The organism is Microtetraspora sp. AC03309, assembly GCF_020826795.1.
GTDB classification, from domain to species: Bacteria; Actinomycetota; Actinomycetes; order Streptosporangiales; family Streptosporangiaceae; genus Microtetraspora; species Microtetraspora glauca.
Genome location: NZ_JADDIL010000020.1, coordinates 44,325 through 62,636, shown reverse-complemented (window position 1 = coordinate 62,636; position 18,312 = coordinate 44,325). Strand labels below are relative to the sequence as shown.

Below are 18,312 nucleotides of genomic sequence, written 5' to 3'. Positions count from 1 at the left end.
ATACTCGTCGAGGTCAAGCGACAGAGAGAGGGATCACGAACTCATGAGTGCCCTGCGTCCGCGACGCCGGGGGGCGAGCGTGCCGGCGGCGCTCGTCGTCGCGGTGCTCGCCGCGGCCGTGCTCAGCGTCATGATCGGCGCGAAGACCGTGCCGCCCGCCGACGTGTGGCACGCCCTGTGGTTCCCGGGTGGTACGGAGAACGACATCATCGTCCGTTCACTGCGCGTCCCCCGGACCGTCCTCGGCCTGTTCGCGGGCATCGCGCTCGGTGTCGCGGGCGCCCTCATGCAAGGGCACACGCGCAACCCGCTCGCCGACCCCGGCCTGCTCGGTGTCACCCAGGGCGCGGCCTTCGCGATGGTCCTCGCCATCATCGTGTTCGGCGTCTCCGACATCTACGGCTACATCTGGTTCGGCCTCGCGGGCGCGCTGATCGCGAGCGTCGGCGTCTTCGCCATCGGCGCCATCGGCGGCAGGGGCGGGCCGAGCCCGCTCACCCTGGCGCTCGCCGGAACCGCCGTCAGCGCCTTCCTGTACGCGCTGACCTCCGGGCTCGTTCTCGTGGACGAGCAGGCCATGGACGTCTTCCGCTTCTGGCAGGCGGGGTCGATCGCCGGTCGGGGCGCGGGCGTGGCGTGGCAGATCCTGCCGTTCATCGTGGCCGGGCTGGTGCTCGCGATGGCGAACGCGCCGGGACTCAACGCGTTGTCCCTGGGCGAGGACGTCGCCCGCTCCCTCGGCAGGAACGTCGCGGCCACCCGGGCGCTCGGCATCACCGCCGTGACCCTGCTCACCGCCGGGGCCGTGGCGGCGTGCGGCGCGCTCGCGTTCATCGGCCTCATCGTCCCCCACCTGGCCCGCGCACTGTCCGGACCCGACCACCGCAAGCTGGTGCCGTACTCCGGACTACTCGGCGCGGCGGCGCTGCTGCTGGCGGACGTGACCGGGCGGATCCTCGCCCGGCCGGGCGAGCTGGAGGCCGGAGTCGTCCTCGCCCTCCTCGGCGCCCCGTTCTTCGTCATGCTCGTCCGCCGCAGGAAGCCGGTGCGGCTGTGACCGGCGTACGGCTCCCGCACGCCCGGCCGTACCGTGCGGGACGGGTCTCCTGGCTGATCCGCCCGCGCGGCGTGGTCGCGGGGCTGGTCGGGCTCGCCCTGATCACGGCCCTGGTCGCGCTCGGCCTGCGGATCGGCGACCTCCCCCTGTCGCTCGCCGAGATCGTCGACTCGCTGACCGGGACGGGAGGCAACCACTTCGTGGTGGTGGAGCTGCGCCTCCCGCGCGCGCTGACCGGCGTGCTGGTCGGGGCCGCGCTCGGGCTGTCCGGCGCGATCACCCAGTCGATCGCGCGCAACCCGCTGGCCAGCCCCGACATCCTCGGCGTGACCTCCGGCGCGAGCGTGACCGTGGTCGCGGTGATCGTCGCGAGCGGAACCGTGTACGGCGGGGCCAGCGGACCCCTCGCGAGCGTGGGCGTCCCCGTCGCGGCACTGGCCGGCGGCCTGGTGGGCGCGGTGATCGTCTACTCGCTCGCCTGGCGGCGTGGCCTGGACGGATATCGCCTGGTCCTGGTCGGCGTCGGCGTCGCCGCCGTCTTCACGAACGTCAAGTACTGGCTGATGACCACCGGCGACGTGAACGACAGCAGCCGGGCGATGGTGTGGATCAGCGGCTCCCTCAGCGGGCGCGGCTGGGAGCACGTCGTTCCCGTGGCGTACGCGCTGGCGGTGCTGGTGCCGCTCTGCCTGGTCGGGACCCGTGTCCTGTCGGCCCTCAGGTTCGGCGACGAGACGGCGACCGGGCTCGGTGTGCGGCTGAACACGGCGCGCGCCCTGCTGCTGCTCGGGGCGGTGCTGCTCGCGGCGGTCGCGGTCGCCGCAGCCGGGCCCATCTCGTTCGTCGCCCTCGCGGCACCGCAGATCGCGCTGCGTCTCGCGGGAGTGGCGCAGCCCCCGCTGGTCGTCTCCGCTGTCACGGGCGCGGTCCTGACGTCGGCCGCCGACCTCACCGCCCGGACCGTCTTCGCCCCGGCGGAGCTGCCCGTGGGCGTGGTCACGGCCGTGCTCGGCGCCCCCTACCTCATCTATCTGCTTGTCCGCGCACGCCGGGAGGCACGCTCTTGAACACACGGCTGGAAGCCGTCGACATCCGCCTCGGCTACGGCGACCGGGTGATCGTGGACGGGCTCGACCTCGGCGTCGAGAGCGGGACCGTCACGACGATCATCGGCCCGAACGGATGCGGCAAGTCCACCCTGCTCCGCGCCCTGGGGCGGCTGATCAAGCCGCTGGACGGTCACGTGCTGCTCGACGGGAAGCGGATCGACAGGATGCCGTCGCGCGAGGTCGCCCGGCTCCTCGGCGTCCTCCCCCAGGCGCCCGCGGCGCCCGAGGGTCTGACGGTCGCCGACCTGGTCGCCCGCGGCAGGCACCCACACCAGACGTGGTACCGCCAGTGGTCGCCCGGCGACGAGAGCGCGGTGGCCGAGGCCCTGGAGTGGACCGGCCTGCTCGACCTCGCCGACCGGCCGCTGGACGAGCTGTCCGGCGGCCAGCGGCAGCGGGCCTGGATCTCGATGGCCCTCGCCCAGGGCACGGACCTCCTGCTGCTCGACGAGCCGACGACCTTCCTGGACCTGGCGCACCAGATCGAGGTGCTCGAACTCGTCCATCACCTGCACGCGCGGGCGGGCAAGACGGTCGTCATGGTGCTGCACGACCTGAACCTCGCGGCGAGGTACGCCGACCGCCTCGTGGCGATGCGCGACGGGCGGGTGGTCGCCGCCGGACCGCCGGACGAGGTGCTGACCGAGAGCCTGCTCGCCGAGGTCTTCGGCCTGAACGCCAAGATCATCACCGATCCCGTCGCGGGCACTCCCCTGGTGGTGCCGATCGGCAGCGCGGCGGGCGGGGACTGAGCTCCAGCGCCTGCCGGACGTCCTCGTCCTCCGGGGCGAGTTCGGCGGCCCTGACGAGGTCGTCCCGCGCCTCCTCCTCACGTCCGAGGGCGCGGAGCGCGACCGACCGGTTGAACCGGATCGTCGCGTCATCGCCGCATTCGAGCGCCCGGGTGAGATCGGCCACGGCCTGCTCCGGCTCGCCCGTCTCGAACGCCAGCATCCCCCGGCTCGCCCAGAGCGCCGCCAGCGCGGGATCGTGGCGCAGCCCCGCGTCGAACGCCTTCCTGGCCTCGGCGTGCCTGCCCTCGGCCGCCTCCACCTGTCCGAGCGCGCACAGCAGGTACGGATTGCGGGGGTCGAGGGCGAGACCCTGGAGCGCGTCCGCGCGCGCCTTGCCGTACTCGCCGAACTCGACGAAGAGACCGGCCCGGTTGGCGTAGGCGTCGGCGAACTCCGGGTCGAGGTCGAGCGCGTAGTCCAGGTCGGCCAGCGCGCCGGCGTGGTCTCCGGCCTCGAACCGGACCTCCGCCCGGTTGTAGTACGCCTCGGGGAAGGGCGGCCCGACCCGCATCGCCGTCTCGTAGTCGGCGACCGCCTCTCCGGGACGGCCGAGCCGGTGCAGCAGGTTGCCCCGGGTGATGTAGTAGTCGGGGTATCCCGGATCCGCGGCGATGGCGGCGTCCAGGTCGGCCAGGGCGGCTTCGGGGTCGCCGAGCATCGCGGTGAGCTGCCCCCGGTTGGCGCGCAGGACCAGCCGGTGGATGGGGTGCTCCCCCGGATCGAGATCACGCTCGGTGAGCGCGATGGCCTGTTCCACCAGCCGGAGCGCCTCGTCCGGCCGGCCCGCCCGCGTCTCCACGAGCCCCTTGCCGTTCAGGTCGAAGCTCAGATGGAAGGCACGCTCGCGCCGGTCGGGCAACAACGAGGTGATGGCGACCGCCTCGTTGATCCACGACAGCGCCTCCCCGACGTCGCGTGCCGCCGGGTCGTGGTGCCTCATCAGCAGCATCGCGGTCGCGTAGGCCGCGGTCGCGCGGTTCTTCGGATCGGCGCTCTCCCGCCGCGCCCGGTCGAGGAGCGCCCGCGCGTCGTCCTCGCGTTCGGTGGCCGCGAGCGCACCCGCGGTGCGGTGAACGAGCGACCACCAGCCCTCCGGATCGGCCTTCGGGTCGGCGTCGCGCAGCATCCGCTGCCCGAGCCGGGCCGCCGCGTGGTGGAAGCCCTCCGTGAAGTACCGTTCCACGGCTCCGGCGCCGGCGCCGACTCCGGTTCTGGCGCCGCCGTCCGCCGCGCTTCCCGCTCCCGCCTCCGCGGGGGCCGTGCCGTACGCCGGGGCGGCGTCCGGGGTCTCGACGGCGACGGGAAGCGTGTGCCGGTTGAGCGCGCCCGCCAGGACGGGATCCCCGGCCTCCGCGCACACGACCACGGTGAGCAGCGCGGGATCGATCCTGCGGAGCAGGACGGCGAGGAACTCCTGGTCCGTCTCGTCGGCCTCGTCCGCTCTCTCGACGACGAGCGCGCCGGGCCCCGCCTCCTTCAGGTGATCGTGGAGGAACTCCGCGAGCCCGTTGGACAGCCGGAGCGTGCGGCGTGGCGCGGGGACGAGGATCCGCTCCGCCTTGGGCAGGTGCGCCGCGACCGACTCCCGTACAGCCGGGACCACGTCCCTCAGGCCGGGAGCCGCCGCGCGGATCTCGATGTCGTGGGCTTCGACGATCTCTCGTCGTGCCCGGGGGACGAGAGCGTGGAGCAGAGCGCTCGCGATCGTGTACGGCCCGGCTCTCCCGCGGTCCACCGGCCCGCCCGACCGACCGTCCACGGCGACCGGGGGCAGGACGAGCGGAGGAATGTCACGTTCCCCGCTCCAGCGTTGCCCCCGGACCCACAGATGACGCACACCGGCTCCCCTCGTCGCCCCCGGAAAGGCGAGACCATGCCGTGCGGCGGCCGGTCTCGCCCGTCGCTCACGCGTGGTGCTTGGCGCTGGCCTGGCCGGAAAGCTGGACCGTGCCGGGCTTGTGAACAACGACCTTCTTCATCAGGGCCTCTCCGATTGCGTCTCAGGAACGACGCCCATGTCAACACGACCCACGTCAAGTAACAAGACTTTGGCCGGTAATGGTCATTTCCCGATAAATCCGGATAAACGGTCGATCACCCAGGAACTGGACCGGTTTCCGGCAGGGTCCAACCCGGGCCGTCGCCCCCGGCCCGCTGCGGCCGGGACACGGCCCGAGCACGGCCCGAGCGGCTCCCGGCCAATGACGAACGGCCGGCTCCGCGCGCATGACGAACGGGCGGGTCCAGGTGCGGACCCGCCCGTGAGCGCGTACAGCTCGGGTGGGATCACCCGGCGGGCGACCCCGGCCCGAGCGCCCGGCCGCCGTCGGCGAAGTCGGCCGAGCGCTTCCGCCGGAGGCCGAGCGCGGAATCAGTCGCCCAGCAGGGCGTCCACGAACACCTCGGGATCGAAGGGGGCCAGGTCGTCAGGGCCCTCGCCCAGGCCGACCAGCTTGACCGGGACGCCCAGCTCGCGCTGGACCGAGATGACGATGCCGCCCTTGGCGGTGCCGTCGAGCTTGGTCAGGGCGATGCCGGTGATGTTCACCGCCTCGGCGAACACCTGGGCCTGGCGCATGCCGTTCTGCCCGGTCGTCGCGTCGAGGACGAGCAGCACCTCGTCCACCACGGCCTTCTTCTCGATCACGCGCTTGACCTTGCCGAGCTCGTCCATGAGGCCGGTCTTGGTGTGCAGCCGCCCGGCGGTGTCGATGATGACCGTGTCGGCGCTCTCCTCGATGCCCCTGGCCACCGCGTCGAACGCGACGGACGCCGGGTCGCCGCCCTCGGGGCCGCGTACGACGGCGGCGCCCACGCGGTCACCCCAGGTCTGCAGCTGGTCGGTGGCCGCGGCACGGAACGTGTCGGCCGCGCCCAGGACGACCTTGTTGCCGTCGCCGACCAGCGCGCGGGCGAGCTTGCCCGTCGTGGTCGTCTTGCCGGTGCCGTTCACCCCGACGACCAGGAGCACGGCGGGCCGTCCCGCGTGCGAGCTGGTACGCAGGGTGCGGTCGAGGTCCGGGGAGATCTGCTTGAGCAGCTCCTCCTTGAGCAGGCCGCGGACCTCGTCCGGCGTGCGCGTGCCGAGGACCTTCACCTTGGTCCGCAACTCCTCGACCATCGCCCGGGTCGGGGCGACGCCGACGTCGGCGGTGATCAGCGTCTCCTCGATCTCGTCCCAGACGTCGTCGTCGAGCCGGTCGCGGGAGAGTAGTTCGAGGAGTCCCCTGCCCAGCACGTTCTGGGAGCGGGACAGGCGGGTGCGCAGCCGTACCATGCGACCGGCCGACGGCGGCGGAACCTCGAGCTCCGGCGCCTTGAGCAGCTCCTCCTCCGGAGGAGGCAGGGTGGTGGTCGTGCCACCCTCTCGGTCGACGGGACCCTCCTGCGGGGGGACCCGCAGATCCGGGATCTGCGGCTCGGGCGGCGCCTCCACCGGGGGGAGGCCTTTGCCTCTGGGCCGGAACAGGAACAGGCCGCCCACCGCCAGCACGGCGATGACGACGACCATCACGATGATGCCGAGGTAGCCTTCCACGCGCTCAAGTTTTCCAGACGCCCCCAAATGCTCAGGCACAAGAGAGGGGCGCGGCGGGGAAGTAACCGACGAGCGAGCGGGAAGCGAGGCACGAGCGACCCCAAGCGAGGAGGGCACAAGCCGCCTCAAAGGCGCCCCGAACCCGCCGTGCCGAAGGCGCGGCAATCAAACACAGAGGGGCGCGGCGGGGAAGTAACCGACGAGCGAGCGGGAAGCGAGGCACGAGCGACCCCGACCCCCGGGCGCAGCACCACGACAGCGGACCTGCCCCAGCGGTGATCCAAGCCGCGGGCGGCGGCATGCCGACACCCGTCGGCGTCGAAGTGTCAGGACGCGGCTTCGCGAAGACGCTGGCTGACGACCTGGGTGACGCCGTCGCCGCGCATGGACACGCCGTACAGCGCGTCGGCGATCTCCATGGTGCGCTTCTGGTGCGTGATGACGATCAGCTGGGAGTTCTGCCGCAGCTCTTCGAACAGGGTCAGCAGCCGCTGGGTGTTGGTGTCGTCCAGGGCCGCCTCGACCTCGTCCATCACATAGAACGGCGACGGACGGGCCTTGAAGATCGCGACGAGGAACGCGACCGCGGTGAGCGACCGCTCTCCACCGGAGAGCAGCGACAGCCGCTTCACCTTCTTGCCGGGCGGCCTGGCTTCGACCTCGACGCCCGTGGTCAGCATGTCGCCGGGGTCCGTGAGCAGCAGGCGGCCCTCACCGCCGGGGAAGACCCGCCCGAAGATCTCTGAGAACTCTCGGGCCACGTCCTCGTACGCCGCGGCGAACACCTGCTCGACCCGGTCGTCGACCTCCTTGACGACGAGGAGGAGATCCCTGCGGGTCTTCTTGAGGTCTTCCAGCTGGGAGGTCAGGAACGCGTGCCGCTCCTCGAGCGCGGCGAACTCCTCCAGGGCGAGCGGGTTGACCTTGCCGAGCTGGGTCATCTGGCGTTCCGCCGTCCTGGCCCGCTTCTCCTGCTCCTCGCGTACGAAGGGGACCGGCGGCTCGCCGGGCACCGGAACCTCCGGGCCGTATTCGGCGATCAGGGCGTCCGGCTCGACGCCGTACTCGTCGAAGGCCCGCTGCTCCAGCTGTTCGAGCCGCAGCCGCTGCTCGGTGCGGGCCATCTCGCTGCCGTGTACCCGGTTGACCAGTTTGTCCAGCTCTCCGCCGAGTTCGCGGACGCGGAGCCGTACCGTCCTGAGCTCCGTCTCGATCTCGCCGCGCGCCCGCTCGGCCTCGTCCCGCTCGGCCGCGGCCTGTTCGAGCGACCCCACCAGCGCCGTGAGCGCGGCCTGGGCGCCGCGGGCGACCGCGGCGGCGGTCTGGGCCTGCCTGCGCCGCCGCTCGCGCTGCGCCGCCGCCCTCGCCCGATCCTCGCGCTCGCGCTGGGCGGCGCGCAGCAGCCCCTCGGCACGACCGGCGATGCCCCTGACGCGTTCCTCGGCGGTGCGGACGGCGAGCCGCGCCTCCATCTCCGTCTGTCTGCTCACGCCGCAGGCGGCGGCCAGCTCGTCCCGCGTGTCGGTGGTCGGCTCGGCCTCCAGCTCCTGGGCGTACTCCGCCTCGGCCAGCCGCTCCTCCATCTCGGCCGCGTCCGCCTGGGCCGCCTCCCTGGCCTCCTCCGCGTCCTGTACGGCCTTCGCCAACCGGGCGCCCTCATCCTGGGCCGCCTTGACGGCGGCCTCCAGCCGGGCGAACTGCTTGGCCGCGTCGGCGGCCTTCCGGTCGGCGTCCCGCTGCCTGGTCCTGACCCTGTCCAGTACGGCCTGGGCCGCGTTGAGCCCGTTCTGCGCGCTGTTGACGGTGTTCTGCGCGGCACTGACCCCGGTCTGGGCCTCGTTCACCCGCGCCTGGGCGGCCTCCAGCGCGAGCTGGGCCTCCCCTTCGGCGGCGACGGCCTCGTCGAGGACCTGAGCGTTCTCCTCGGCGGCGGCGCGGGCCGCCTCCAGGTCGGCGGCCGCCTCGTCGAGCGCGGCCCGCATCTGAAGGGCCGAACCGCCGGTGCCCGAGCCGCCCCGCGCCTCGTACGCGCCGAGCAGGTCGCCGGAACGGGTGACGGCCCGGACGCCCGGGTGGCCCTCCACCACCTTGCGCGCGGCGGCGAGGTCGTCGACGACGAGCACGCCGGACAGGACGCCGTCCACGGCGGCGCGCAGTTCGCCGGGAACGGTGACGAGGTCCGCCGCCCATGCGGCACCGTCGATCGGCACGGGCGGTGTCCCACCGTGCCGTGCCGGCGTCGGAGACGCGATCAGCAGCCCCGCCCTGCCGCCGTCGCCGTCCCGCAGGTGTTCGAGCGCCTCGACGGCGCTGTTGAGGGAGTCGACGGCGACCGCGTCGGCCGCCAGTACGGCGGCGACGGCGGATTCGGCTCCCGGCTGGACGGTCAGCAGGGTCGCGATCGGGCCGAGCACGCCGGGGATCCCCGCACCGAGCAGCCCGGCCGCGCCGTCGACGCCCTGGGCGAGGCTCATCTCCAGTGCTTCACGGCGGGCCTCAAGCGCGGCGACGGCGCGCTGGGACTCCTGGTCGGCGGCGCGAGCCGTACCGACCGCCGACGTGGCGGCCGTGAGCGCGGACCTGGGGGCCGCGACGGCCTCCTTGGCCTCGTCGACCGCTTCCTTGGCCTGGTCCACCACAGCCCTGGCCGACTCGATGGCGGCGCGAGCGAGATCCACGCCCTCCTGGGCGGTGTCGAGCTCGGCGACCAGCGCCGGGTCGGCCGCCGGCTCGTCGAGCTCGTGCGCGTCGCAGTCGGCCTGCGCCCGCTCCGCACGCTGCCGGGCCTCCTCCAGCGCCCGGGCGAGCCTGCCGATCTCGTCACCGGCGGCCCTGGCCCTGCTCCTGGCGGACTCGACCTGGCCGCGCAGCCTGGCGAGGCTCTCCCTCCGGTCCGCGGCGGCCCTGGCGGCGACGGCCAGCCTGCGCTCCTCCTGGCTCAGCGCCTCCTCGGCCTCGGCGCGGATCTCCACCGCGGCGGACAACCGCTCGCGTGCCTCGTCGAGCTCCTCCGAGAGGATGCGCTCCTTCTCGCGGACCTCGGCGGCCTCCCGTTCGAACTCCTCGGGGTCGCGGCCGCGCCGCTCGATCGACGCCGCGTCGGCGGCGTGCCGCTCCCGCTCGACGGCGAGGCTCTCGACTCCGCGCAACCGCTCGCGGATCGCCGAGAGCCGGTAAAACGTCTCCTGGGCGGCGGTGAGGCGCGGCTGGGCCTCCCCCGCCGCCGCCTCCAGCTCGGCCTCCCGCCGCTGGTCCCGCGCGAGGTCGCTCTCGACCTGGGCACGCCGCGTCTGGACGGCCGCCTCGTCCGCGGCCTCGCGTTCCAGGGTCTCGCGGAGGGTGACCACGTCGTCGGCGAGCAGCCGCAGGCGGGCGTCACGCAGGTCGGCCTGGATGACCGCGGCCTTGCGCGCGATCTCCGCCTGGCGGCCCAGCGGCTTGAGCTGGCGGCGCAGCTCGGTCGCGAGGTCCTGCACGCGGGTGAGGTTGGCCTGCATCGCGTCGAGCTTCCGCAGCGCCTTCTCCTTGCGCTTGCGGTGCTTGAGGACGCCCGCGGCCTCCTCGATGAACGCCCTGCGGTCCTCAGGGCCGGCGTGCAGCACCTGGTCGAGCTGGCCCTGCCCGACGATCACGTGCATCTCGCGGCCGATGCCGGAGTCGGAGAGGAGCTCCTGGATGTCGAGGAGGCGGCAGGTGTCGCCGTTGATGGCGTATTCGCTCTGACCCGACCTGAACATCAGGCGGCTGATCGTCACCTCGGTGTAGTCGATCGGCAGCGCGCCGTCGGTGTTGTCGATCGTGAGCGTGACCTCGGCCCGGCCGAGCGGCGGCCGGCTGGAGGTCCCGGCGAAGATGACGTCCTCCATCTTGCCGCCGCGCAGCGATTTCGCGCTGTGCTCGCCCATCACCCAGGCGAGCGCGTCGACGACGTTGGACTTGCCCGAGCCGTTGGGGCCGACCACGCAGGTGATGCCGGGCTCGAAGCGCAGGGTGGTCGCGGAGGCGAAGGACTTGAAGCCGCGCAGGGTCAAGGTCTTCAGGTACAACGACCGGCCCCCTCCCTGCCCAACTTTCCGGGAAGACTACCGGCACCCGCAGACGAGAGGCATCGGATATCACCCGAACGCGACACTAAGTCCCGTCATGGAATACCCGTGGGGACAACTTTATGCGGCGGCGAGATTATCGGACCGACACCGGGAAGACATAACGGCACAAATGCGTTTCAACCGGCCGCGATAAGAATTATGGTACGCAAATGACAAGGGACGCCTTTGGCAGGCGCCCCTGACGGTGTTTCCGCTCCCGGCCTCAGGTGAGGGCCGGTTCGCGATCCTGTAGCCGGACCAGTGCCTCATCCCGAGACTGCGCCGCCAGCGCATCGTTCTGTGCCTGGAGCCGGGTTAGTTCTGCCTCCAGGTCCCGGATGCGCTGCTGGAGACGGCGCATTTCGGAGACCATTCGAGGGTCAGGACCGCCGACGTGACCGAGTAGAGCCTTCGCCATAGTAAAGGGTCCTCCACGCTGAGTGACCAGACTGGTTCGCGCACTTCATGCCGCGGGAGGGGTGCGCGTGGTTCCTCTCAAGAGTCGCACCGGCATTGGAGGCGGTCAAGTTGAACGCTTCACACAGACGCACCGATGGGCACTCCCGGCATGCAAATATACCGCATTTGCGCCGCCTGAAGGAAGGGCTATCGCTCGACAAAACCCACCAAACCACCCTTAGCGTCACTCCAACGCTCCGTAACGCCATCCACTCGCCCGGGCGTGTCGCCGCCTCTCAGCAGGCCAAGAAGCGATTCACATGATTCCCGTGGACCTTCGGCCACGACCTCAACCCTGCCGTCGGACAGGTTCGTCGCCCAGCCGGCGAGCCCGAGCTCCAGCGCCCTGGCCCGGGTCCACCAGCGGAACCCCACACCCTGCACCCGTCCGCGCACCCACGCCGTCAACCGGATCATGACTCCCAGTATCCAAGAGCCCGCCCGGCCCTCGGAAATCGCGGCGGTGCGGATCGCGGTCAGGGGCGGGCGTCCCTGGGACGCGGCTGGCACCGGGGGCAGCTGTAGGAGGACCGGTTCATGAACGCCTCACGCCTGATCGGGGTGCCGCAGCGGCGGCAGGGCTCGTCCCGCCTGCCGTACACCGCCAGGGACCGGTCGAAGTAGCCGCTCTCGCCGTTGACGTTCACGTACAGACTGTCGAAGGAGGTCCCGCCCTCTCCGAGCGCCTCGGACATCACGTCGCGGGCGGCGGCGAGGAGTTCGGCGATCTTCTCGGTGGTCAGCGTCTCGGTGGGGCGGGCCCAGTGCAGCCGTGCCCGCCACAGCGCCTCGTCGGCGTAGATGTTGCCGACCCCGCTGATCAGCGACTGGTCGAGCAGAGCCCGCTTGATCCCGGTACGCCGACGGCGCACCCTGATCGCGAACTCCGTGTCGTCGAAGACGTCCTCGAACGGATCCGGCGCGATGTGCGCGACCGGTTCCGGCACCGGACGGTACGGCCCGGCATGCGACGGCCGTACGGGAACGGTCAGCGGCGCGACGAGGACATGACCGAACGTGCGCTGGTCGACGAAGCGCAGGTCGGGACCGCCGTCGGCGAAGCCGATCCGGACCCGGAGGTGCTTCTCCAGCGGAGCGTCCGGATCGACCACCAGGAGTTGGCCGCTCATGCCCAGATGGGCGAGCAACGCCTCTCCCGCCACGTGGTGGGAAGATTCCGGCCCGGAGGGGTGTTCGGCCGTCCGGTCGGCCGCCGGTTCCGCGGCCGCGTGCTCCCCCTCGTCGCCGAGTGGGAGCCAGAGATATTTGCCGCGTCGCTCGGCGGAGCGGATCTCGCGGCCCTTCAACTGGTCGGCGAGCTCTCCCGCGTTCCTGCGGACCGCGCGCGGGTGCAGCACGTCGGCCGACGCGATCGTCCGGCCGGACACCCATCGTTCGAGCCCGCGTCTGACGACCTCGACCTCAGGCAGCTCAGGCATCTCGCCCCCTCAGTCCGTCTCGGAGACTGGCTCAGCCCTGGCCGAGTCCCGCGCCCTCACGGGCCTCTCGGATGGCGCGAATCGCCGTCCACGCCGCTTCGGCGGCCTGCTGCTCCGCCTCTTTCTTGCTCCGGCCCGCGCCCGTGCCGTACTCCGTGCCGCCGACGCGGACGGTCGCCACGAAGGACTTCGCGTGATCGGGGCCGCTCTCCTCGACGTGGTACTCCGGGACGCCGAGCATCTCGGCGGCGGTCAGCTCCTGCAGCGAGGTCTTCCAGTCGAGACCGGCGCCCAACGACGCGGACCGCGTGATCAGCGGGTCGAAGAGCAGGTGCACGACCCGGAACGCCTCGTCCAGGCCCTTGTCCACGTAGACCGTGCCGATCAGCGCCTCAAGGGTGTCGGCGAGGATCGAGGACTTGTCGCGCCCGCCGGTGCCCTCCTCGCCCCGGCCGAGGCGGAGGTACTTTCCGAGGTTCAGGCCGCGGGCCACGTCCGCGAGCGCCCGCATGTTGACCACCGCGGCACGCAGCTTGGCGAGCTGGCCCTCGGGAAGGTCCGGGTGCCCCCGGAACAGCGTGTCGGTGACCACCAGCCCGAGCACCGAGTCGCCCAGGAACTCCAGGCGCTCGTTCGTGGGCAGGCCACCGTTCTCGTACGCGTAGGAGCGGTGCGTGAGGGCCCGTTCCAGGATGTCCGTGCTGAGCCGCACGTCGATCACTCGCGCCAGTTCGTCTCTGGCGATCTCCACTGCCACCGGCTTCATCGCTGCGCCCACCGCTCCTCCTCATCACCCATGCACGGCAGCACCACACAGTGACATGGCCGGTGAGAAGCCCGAAGACGTGGTGGGCGCCGGTTCCCCAGAGACTGGAGCCTCCCGGCGTCCACCACGGCCGCGGGCACGTCTTGCCTGTCGCTCATGCTCCGCCCGCCACCGTACGCGCTGAAAGCAAGGTAACGCCGACCGGGGCGTCTTGACGACCCGGCCGGCGTCCCTATCCGCTTATCGCGCGATCAGGCCGACGGCTCGATGACCTGACGGCGGTTGTAGGTGCCACAGCTCGGGCACGCCACGTGCGGGCGCTTCGGCGAGCGGCACTGGGGGCAGCTCACGAGCGCGACCGCGGCGGCCTTCCACTGGGACCTGCGGGCGCGGGTGTTGCTCCGCGACATCTTCCGCTTGGGGACGGCCACGTCAACCCTCCTGATCGTCTTTGTTGTCCACAACCAAACCCTGCAGCGACGCCCAGCGCACGTCGATGCGCTCGTGCCCGTGGTCCGAGCCGGCTTCCGCCAGCTTGACCCCGCATTCCGTGCAGAGACCGGGGCAGTCCTCACTGCACACCGGGCTCAGCGGCAGTGAGAGCACCACCGCGTCACGGAATATCGGCTCGAGATCGAGCAGTTCGCCGTCGAGGAGCAAATCGTCCTCTCCGGCGTCCTCCGCCGAGTAGAAGAAAAGCTCCTGGAAACCGACCTCGATCTCCGAGGTCAGCGGATCCAGGCAGCGCGAGCACTCTCCACTGAGAGGAGTCCGCGCCGTGCCCGTCACGAGCACGCCTTCCATCACCGCCTCGAGCCGGATGTCCAGCTCGACGTCGGCGTCCTTGGGAACGCCGATCATTCCGACCGCGAGGTCCGCCGGTGCCGGAAGAACCGGGCTGATCCTGCGCATCGACCCCGGTCGCCGTCCCAGATCGTGAGTGGAAATCACCCAAGGGGCTCGGGGGTCGAGGCTGCGCAGAGTCATCCTGCTCTCGTTAGGCATGACGAATCACCGCCGTCGTGCAAGGCCGAATAGAAAGGATACCAGCCGGTGGTCAGCCCCTGAGCCGCTCGACGAGCAGCCGCTGGACGAGGTCCGGGACCAGGCCGGATACGTCCCCACCATACCGTGCGATCTCCTTCAGCCTGCTCGAGGAGAGGAAGGAGTACTCCGGATTGGTGGACATGAACAGCGTCTCCACTCCGGACATGCGGTAGTTCAGCTGTGCCATCTGGAGCTCGTAGTCGAAGTCGCTGACCGCGCGGAGGCCCTTCACGATCGCCGGGATGTCGTTCTGCCGGCAGTAGTCGACCAGCAGCCCGTGGAACTTCTCCACCCGGACGTTGCCGTACTCCTTGGTCACCGCCTCGAGCATCTCTATCCGCTCGTCGACGGTGAACAACCCGGTCTTCTCCATGTTGATCAACACGGCGACGACGACCTCGTCGTACAACCGCGAGGTCCGGCCGATGATGTCCAGATGTCCGTTGGTCACGGGGTCGAAGGACCCCGGGCATACGACGCGACGCAAGGCGCACCCCCAGGTTTACGGGTTCCCGGCTGCGTGACCGTACCAAACGGCCGCTTCCCCGTATCGGCGGACCCTCTCCTCTTCGAAACCCGGCGGCCAGACCAGGTCTTTCCCCCTGGACTCCCGTTCGACCGCGACCAGCGCGCCGTCGACGAGCCACCCTTCCGAGCGGAGCGTCTCCAGGACCCTGGTGACCGTCTCGTCGGTGACCGTGTAGGGCGGATCGGCGAACACGAAGTCGTACGGCTCCGCGCAGCCCTGGGACAGGACCCGCTCGACCTTCTCCGGCCTGAGCACGGCTCCGGGCAGCCCCAGCGCGGCGATGTTCTCCCTGATCGTCCGAGCGGCCCTCGCGTCGGACTCGACGAGCAGCGCGTGGGCGGCGCCTCTGCTCAGCGCCTCCAGGCCGACCGCTCCCGAGCCGGCGTAGAGATCGAGGACCCGGGCCCCGTCAAGCGAGCCCAAAAGCGAGCCCACGGTCGAGAACAACCCCTCCCTGGCCCGGTCGCTCGTCGGCCTGGTGCCCCTGCCCGGTGGCACTGCCAGCCTGCGTCCCCCGGCGCTGCCTGCGATGACCCGCGTCATTCGTTCATTGTCCCGCTCCCGGCGAGGGGCCGGGAACACCGGTGCGCCCACCGCGATCGGATCCCGTGCGGTCAAGAGTGGGCAAGGGGGGGCGACGAATGGGTAAGACCGGTATCGCGGGGTCGCCGCGTTCCGCATGATGAGTTCTGCGGCCTTCGAGATGACCCAGGGGGAGGCCGGCCGGCGTGATCGTGAGCCCTTCCGCACGCCGGCGCCCTCGGCACCTGACCCGAGGGTGGGCCCAGCCGGGGACGGCATTCGGGGGGAGGCCGTCCCAAGGCTGGGCCCTGGGTCATTCTCATGCGCGAGGCTGCCGCAGCGGCAGTACCTCGCGGGTTTTGCGGCCTTTCTGAGATCTAGGTCGACCTTTCCGAGATCTTCTCCGCCGTCCTCCGAGATCTTCTCCACCGCCCGGTGCCCGGCCCGCGTGTCCGGGCGGTACACCCGGGTACGAGCTCAGCGGCCCCGCGCCCAGCCTTGTACGCCTGGGGACGCGCCGAGGACCGCCCGCAGCGGGCCCTGTATGCCCGGGACGAGCTCAGGAGCCCGCGAGTGGCCCTGTTGCGGCCTCGGCCCGACCCCAGGAGCCGCGCGACCGGCTCTGTAGAGCCGGAGACCAGCCCGGAGCCCGCGCCCACCACCCGGAACGTCGGAAAGCCGGCGTGAGGGCACTCAGGACCGCTCAGGCCTTCTCCAGGTAATCGGCGCGCTCGTCCACGATCAGGGCGTCGAGCTCGGCCCGCAGAGCGGGATGATCCGCCAGTTCGGGATCGGCCGTCAGCACCGTGATCGCCTCTTCCCTGGCGGCCTCGATGACGTCCTCGTCGCGGAGCAGCTGCAACATCTTCAGGGACGACTTGCGGCCCGACTGCGCGGCGCCGAGGACGTCGCCCTCCCGGCGCTGCTCCAGGTCCACCCGGGACAGCTCGAAGCCGTCCAGCGTCGCGGCCACCGCGTCCAGCCGCGTACGCGCCGGAGTGCCCATGGGCGCCTCGCTCACCAGCAGGCACAACCCGGGCAGGCCGCCGCGCCCGACCCTGCCGCGCAACTGGTGGAGCTGCGAGACGCCGAACCGGTCGGCGTCCATGATGATCATGACCGAGGCGTTCCTGACGTCGACGCCCACCTCGATGACCGTGGTCGCGACCAGGACGTCGATCTCCCCCTTGGTGAAGGCACGCATGATCGCGTCCTTCTCCTCCGGCGGGAGCTTGCCGTGCAGGACTCCCACCCGCATGCCGTGCAACGGGCCTTCGGCGAGCATCTCCGCCACGTCGAGGACCGCCAGCGGCGGCCTGCGCTCCTCCTCGCCCTTGTCGAGATCGCCCTCGTCGCCCTCTTGCTCACCGATGCGGGGGCATACGATGTACGCCTGGCGGCCGAGCCCGACCTCCTCGCGCACCCGTTCCCAGGTGCGGTCGAGGAAGTGCGGCTTCTCCGCGGCCGGCACGACGTGCGTGGTGATCGGCGCGCGGCCGGACGGCAGTTGGGACAGCGTGGAGACCTCCAGGTCGCCGAACACGGTCATCGCGACCGTCCTCGGGATGGGTGTGGCCGTCATGACCAGCACGTGCGGCCTGCCGCCGCCGCCCTTCTCGCGGAGCGCGTCGCGCTGCTCCACACCGAAGCGGTGCTGCTCGTCCACCACGAGCAGGCCGAGGTCGGCGAACTGGACGTGCTCCTGGATCAGGGCATGGGTGCCGACCACGATCCCCGCCGCGCCCGAGGCGGCGTCGAGCAGGGCTCTCCTCCGCGCGGCCGTGCCCATGGAGCCCGTCAGCAGGGCCACGGCCGTGCCGCCGAACATGCCGCCGGTCGCGAGGTCGCCGAGCATGCCCGTGATCGACCTGTGGTGCTGCTGGGCCAGGACCTCCGTCGGGGCGAGCAGCACCGCCTGACCGCCGGAGTCGACCACCTGGAGCATGGCGCGCAGCGCGACCACCGTCTTGCCCGCGCCCACCTCTCCCTGCAGCAGCCGGTGCATGGGATGCTCGCGGGCCAGGTCCGCCGCGATCTCCTCGCCGACCTGGCGCTGGCCCTCGGTCAACTCGAAGGGCAGCCTCTCCTCGAAACCGTGCAGCAGGCCGTCGGGCCGCCCCGGGCGCGGCCGGGCGGGCCACGCGGACGCCGCCAGCCTGCGCCGGACCAGCACGGACTGGAGCAGGAACGCCTCGTCGAACTTGAGCCGCCTGCGGGCCAGGGTGATGTCGGCGTGGCTCCTCGGCCGGTGGACGTGGCGGAGCGCCACCTCCAGTTCCGGGAGGTCGTGCCTTCGCCTGATGTCGGGCGGGAGCGGGTCGTCGAGCGTCAGCACGTCGAGCACGGTCCGTACGGCGCGGCGGATCGTCCACGTCGCCAGGCCCTGCGCCGAGGGGTAGATGGGCACCGGCGCGGCGGCGAACTCCGCCGCGTCCTCGGTCTCCTCGGTCTCGTATTCAGGATGGGTCAGGGACACCCGGCGCCGGCCGCTCGGCAGGGGGAAGACGTTGACCTTGCCCGAGAACATCGCCTCGGTGCCCGGGGCCAGCCGTTGCTCCGCCACGTATCCGCCCTTGCCGAAGAAGGCCAGGTGCAGCCGCTCCTCACCGTCGGTCACCTCGACGTCCAGCCAGGTGCCCTGCCGGTTCTTCATCGGCCGGCGTTGCAGCGCCGCCACCCTGGCCACGACGGTGACATGCTCGTCGTGCTCCAGGGACGAGATCGGGGTCAGCTCTCCTCGGTCCGCGTACCGCCGCGGGTAGTGCCGGAGCAACTCCCCCACCGTGGCGATGCCGAGCGCGCGCTCCAGCGGGCCGGCGGTCCTGCCGAGCGCCCGCTTGAGCGGCTCGTCGAACCTCGTCATGCGCCCCCCTCACGTGACGGGACCGGGCCCCGCCCGGCGACTGAACACGGCACGGCGACCGCACGCTCGCGGAACTCCGCACGGTGACCGGGAAGCGCGCG

15 protein-coding genes are annotated in these 18,312 nt (G+C 71.6%); 3 read left to right on the top strand and 12 right to left on the bottom strand.

Going from position 1 to position 18,312, the window contains the following annotated elements; translation table 11 throughout:
- Positions 1-43: 43 nt before the first annotated feature.
- From IMZ11_RS14285 to IMZ11_RS14275, 3 genes are read left to right on the top strand one after another with little or no spacing between them, the layout of a single operon-like run.
- On the top strand, positions 44-1,057 hold the full coding sequence (locus IMZ11_RS14285) for an iron ABC transporter permease (protein ID WP_228641551.1): 1,014 nt from the start codon (positions 44-46) through the stop codon (positions 1,055-1,057).
- Complete coding sequence (locus tag IMZ11_RS14280; protein ID WP_228641549.1) at positions 1,054-2,124, top strand: iron chelate uptake ABC transporter family permease subunit; 1,071 nt, start codon at positions 1,054-1,056, stop codon at positions 2,122-2,124. The genes IMZ11_RS14285 and IMZ11_RS14280 overlap by 4 nt, the downstream gene beginning before the upstream one ends.
- Complete coding sequence (locus tag IMZ11_RS14275; protein WP_228641547.1) at positions 2,121-2,918, top strand: ABC transporter ATP-binding protein; 798 nt, start codon at positions 2,121-2,123, stop codon at positions 2,916-2,918. The genes IMZ11_RS14280 and IMZ11_RS14275 overlap by 4 nt, the downstream gene beginning before the upstream one ends.
- On the opposite strand, the gene IMZ11_RS14270 is transcribed toward IMZ11_RS14275, so the two are convergent.
- The 12 genes from IMZ11_RS14270 to recG form a co-directional block, all read right to left on the bottom strand.
- Positions 2,854-4,797 carry a tetratricopeptide repeat protein gene (locus IMZ11_RS14270; RefSeq protein ID WP_228641545.1) on the bottom strand — a complete coding sequence of 648 codons (1,944 nt, stop codon included), beginning with the start codon at positions 4,795-4,797 and terminating at the stop codon, positions 2,854-2,856. The two genes, IMZ11_RS14275 and IMZ11_RS14270, sit on opposite strands and share 65 nt — an antisense overlap.
- A 534-nt stretch (positions 4,798-5,331) precedes the next feature.
- Positions 5,332-6,498 carry a signal recognition particle-docking protein FtsY gene (ftsY, locus tag IMZ11_RS14265; RefSeq protein ID WP_374462269.1) on the bottom strand — a complete coding sequence of 389 codons (1,167 nt, stop codon included), beginning with the start codon at positions 6,496-6,498 and terminating at the stop codon, positions 5,332-5,334.
- Positions 6,499-6,824: 326 nt separating this feature from the next.
- Entirely contained in the window at positions 6,825-10,544 is a 3,720-nt protein-coding gene (locus IMZ11_RS14260) for an AAA family ATPase (RefSeq protein ID WP_228641543.1), read from the bottom strand.
- A gap of 265 nt (positions 10,545-10,809) precedes the next feature.
- Entirely contained in the window at positions 10,810-11,004 is a 195-nt protein-coding gene (locus tag IMZ11_RS14255; protein WP_061255024.1) for a hypothetical protein, read from the bottom strand.
- A 188-nt stretch (positions 11,005-11,192) separates the two neighbouring features.
- The gene (locus tag IMZ11_RS14250) at positions 11,193-11,462 is read right to left on the bottom strand and encodes an acylphosphatase (RefSeq protein WP_228641541.1); all 270 of its coding nucleotides are present in this window, start codon (positions 11,460-11,462) and stop codon (positions 11,193-11,195) included.
- Positions 11,463-11,521: 59 nt separating this feature from the next.
- Positions 11,522-12,484, bottom strand: coding sequence for a bifunctional DNA-formamidopyrimidine glycosylase/DNA-(apurinic or apyrimidinic site) lyase (gene mutM, locus IMZ11_RS14245; protein WP_228641539.1), 963 nt, complete (start codon positions 12,482-12,484; stop codon positions 11,522-11,524).
- Between the two features lie 31 nt (positions 12,485-12,515).
- The gene (gene rnc, locus IMZ11_RS14240) at positions 12,516-13,250 is read right to left on the bottom strand and encodes a ribonuclease III (RefSeq protein ID WP_255706449.1); all 735 of its coding nucleotides are present in this window, start codon (positions 13,248-13,250) and stop codon (positions 12,516-12,518) included.
- A gap of 251 nt (positions 13,251-13,501) precedes the next feature.
- A complete protein-coding gene (gene rpmF, locus IMZ11_RS14235; protein WP_061255026.1) occupies positions 13,502-13,681 on the bottom strand; it encodes a 50S ribosomal protein L32 in 180 nt (59 codons plus the stop codon).
- 1 nt (position 13,682) lies between these two features.
- Entirely contained in the window at positions 13,683-14,237 is a 555-nt protein-coding gene (locus tag IMZ11_RS14230) for a DUF177 domain-containing protein (RefSeq protein WP_228641535.1), read from the bottom strand.
- A gap of 70 nt (positions 14,238-14,307) precedes the next feature.
- Positions 14,308-14,784, bottom strand: a complete 477-nt coding sequence (coaD, locus tag IMZ11_RS14225) for a pantetheine-phosphate adenylyltransferase (protein ID WP_061255028.1) — start codon at positions 14,782-14,784, stop codon at positions 14,308-14,310.
- 15 nt (positions 14,785-14,799) lie between these two features.
- The gene (gene rsmD, locus IMZ11_RS14220) at positions 14,800-15,369 is read right to left on the bottom strand and encodes a 16S rRNA (guanine(966)-N(2))-methyltransferase RsmD (protein WP_061255029.1); all 570 of its coding nucleotides are present in this window, start codon (positions 15,367-15,369) and stop codon (positions 14,800-14,802) included.
- Positions 15,370-16,051: 682 nt separating this feature from the next.
- Positions 16,052-18,211, bottom strand: a complete 2,160-nt coding sequence (gene recG, locus IMZ11_RS14215; protein ID WP_228641533.1) for an ATP-dependent DNA helicase RecG — start codon at positions 18,209-18,211, stop codon at positions 16,052-16,054.
- Positions 18,212-18,312: the final 101 nt, after the last annotated feature.

Coding starts and splice junctions, on each gene's coding strand:
- rsmD (WP_061255029.1), bottom strand. CDS start 15,369: ATGACGCGGGTCATCGCAGGCAGCGCCGGGGGACGCAGGCTGGCAGTG.
- mutM (WP_228641539.1), bottom strand. CDS start 12,484: ATGCCTGAGCTGCCTGAGGTCGAGGTCGTCAGACGCGGGCTCGAACGA.
- IMZ11_RS14230 (WP_228641535.1), bottom strand. CDS start 14,237: ATGACTCTGCGCAGCCTCGACCCCCGAGCCCCTTGGGTGATTTCCACT.
- recG (WP_228641533.1), bottom strand. CDS start 18,211: ATGACGAGGTTCGACGAGCCGCTCAAGCGGGCGCTCGGCAGGACCGCC.
- IMZ11_RS14255 (WP_061255024.1), bottom strand. CDS start 11,004: ATGGCGAAGGCTCTACTCGGTCACGTCGGCGGTCCTGACCCTCGAATG.
- rnc (WP_255706449.1), bottom strand. CDS start 13,250: ATGAAGCCGGTGGCAGTGGAGATCGCCAGAGACGAACTGGCGCGAGTG.
- IMZ11_RS14250 (WP_228641541.1), bottom strand. CDS start 11,462: ATGATCCGGTTGACGGCGTGGGTGCGCGGACGGGTGCAGGGTGTGGGG.
- IMZ11_RS14285 (WP_228641551.1), top strand. CDS start 44: ATGAGTGCCCTGCGTCCGCGACGCCGGGGGGCGAGCGTGCCGGCGGCG.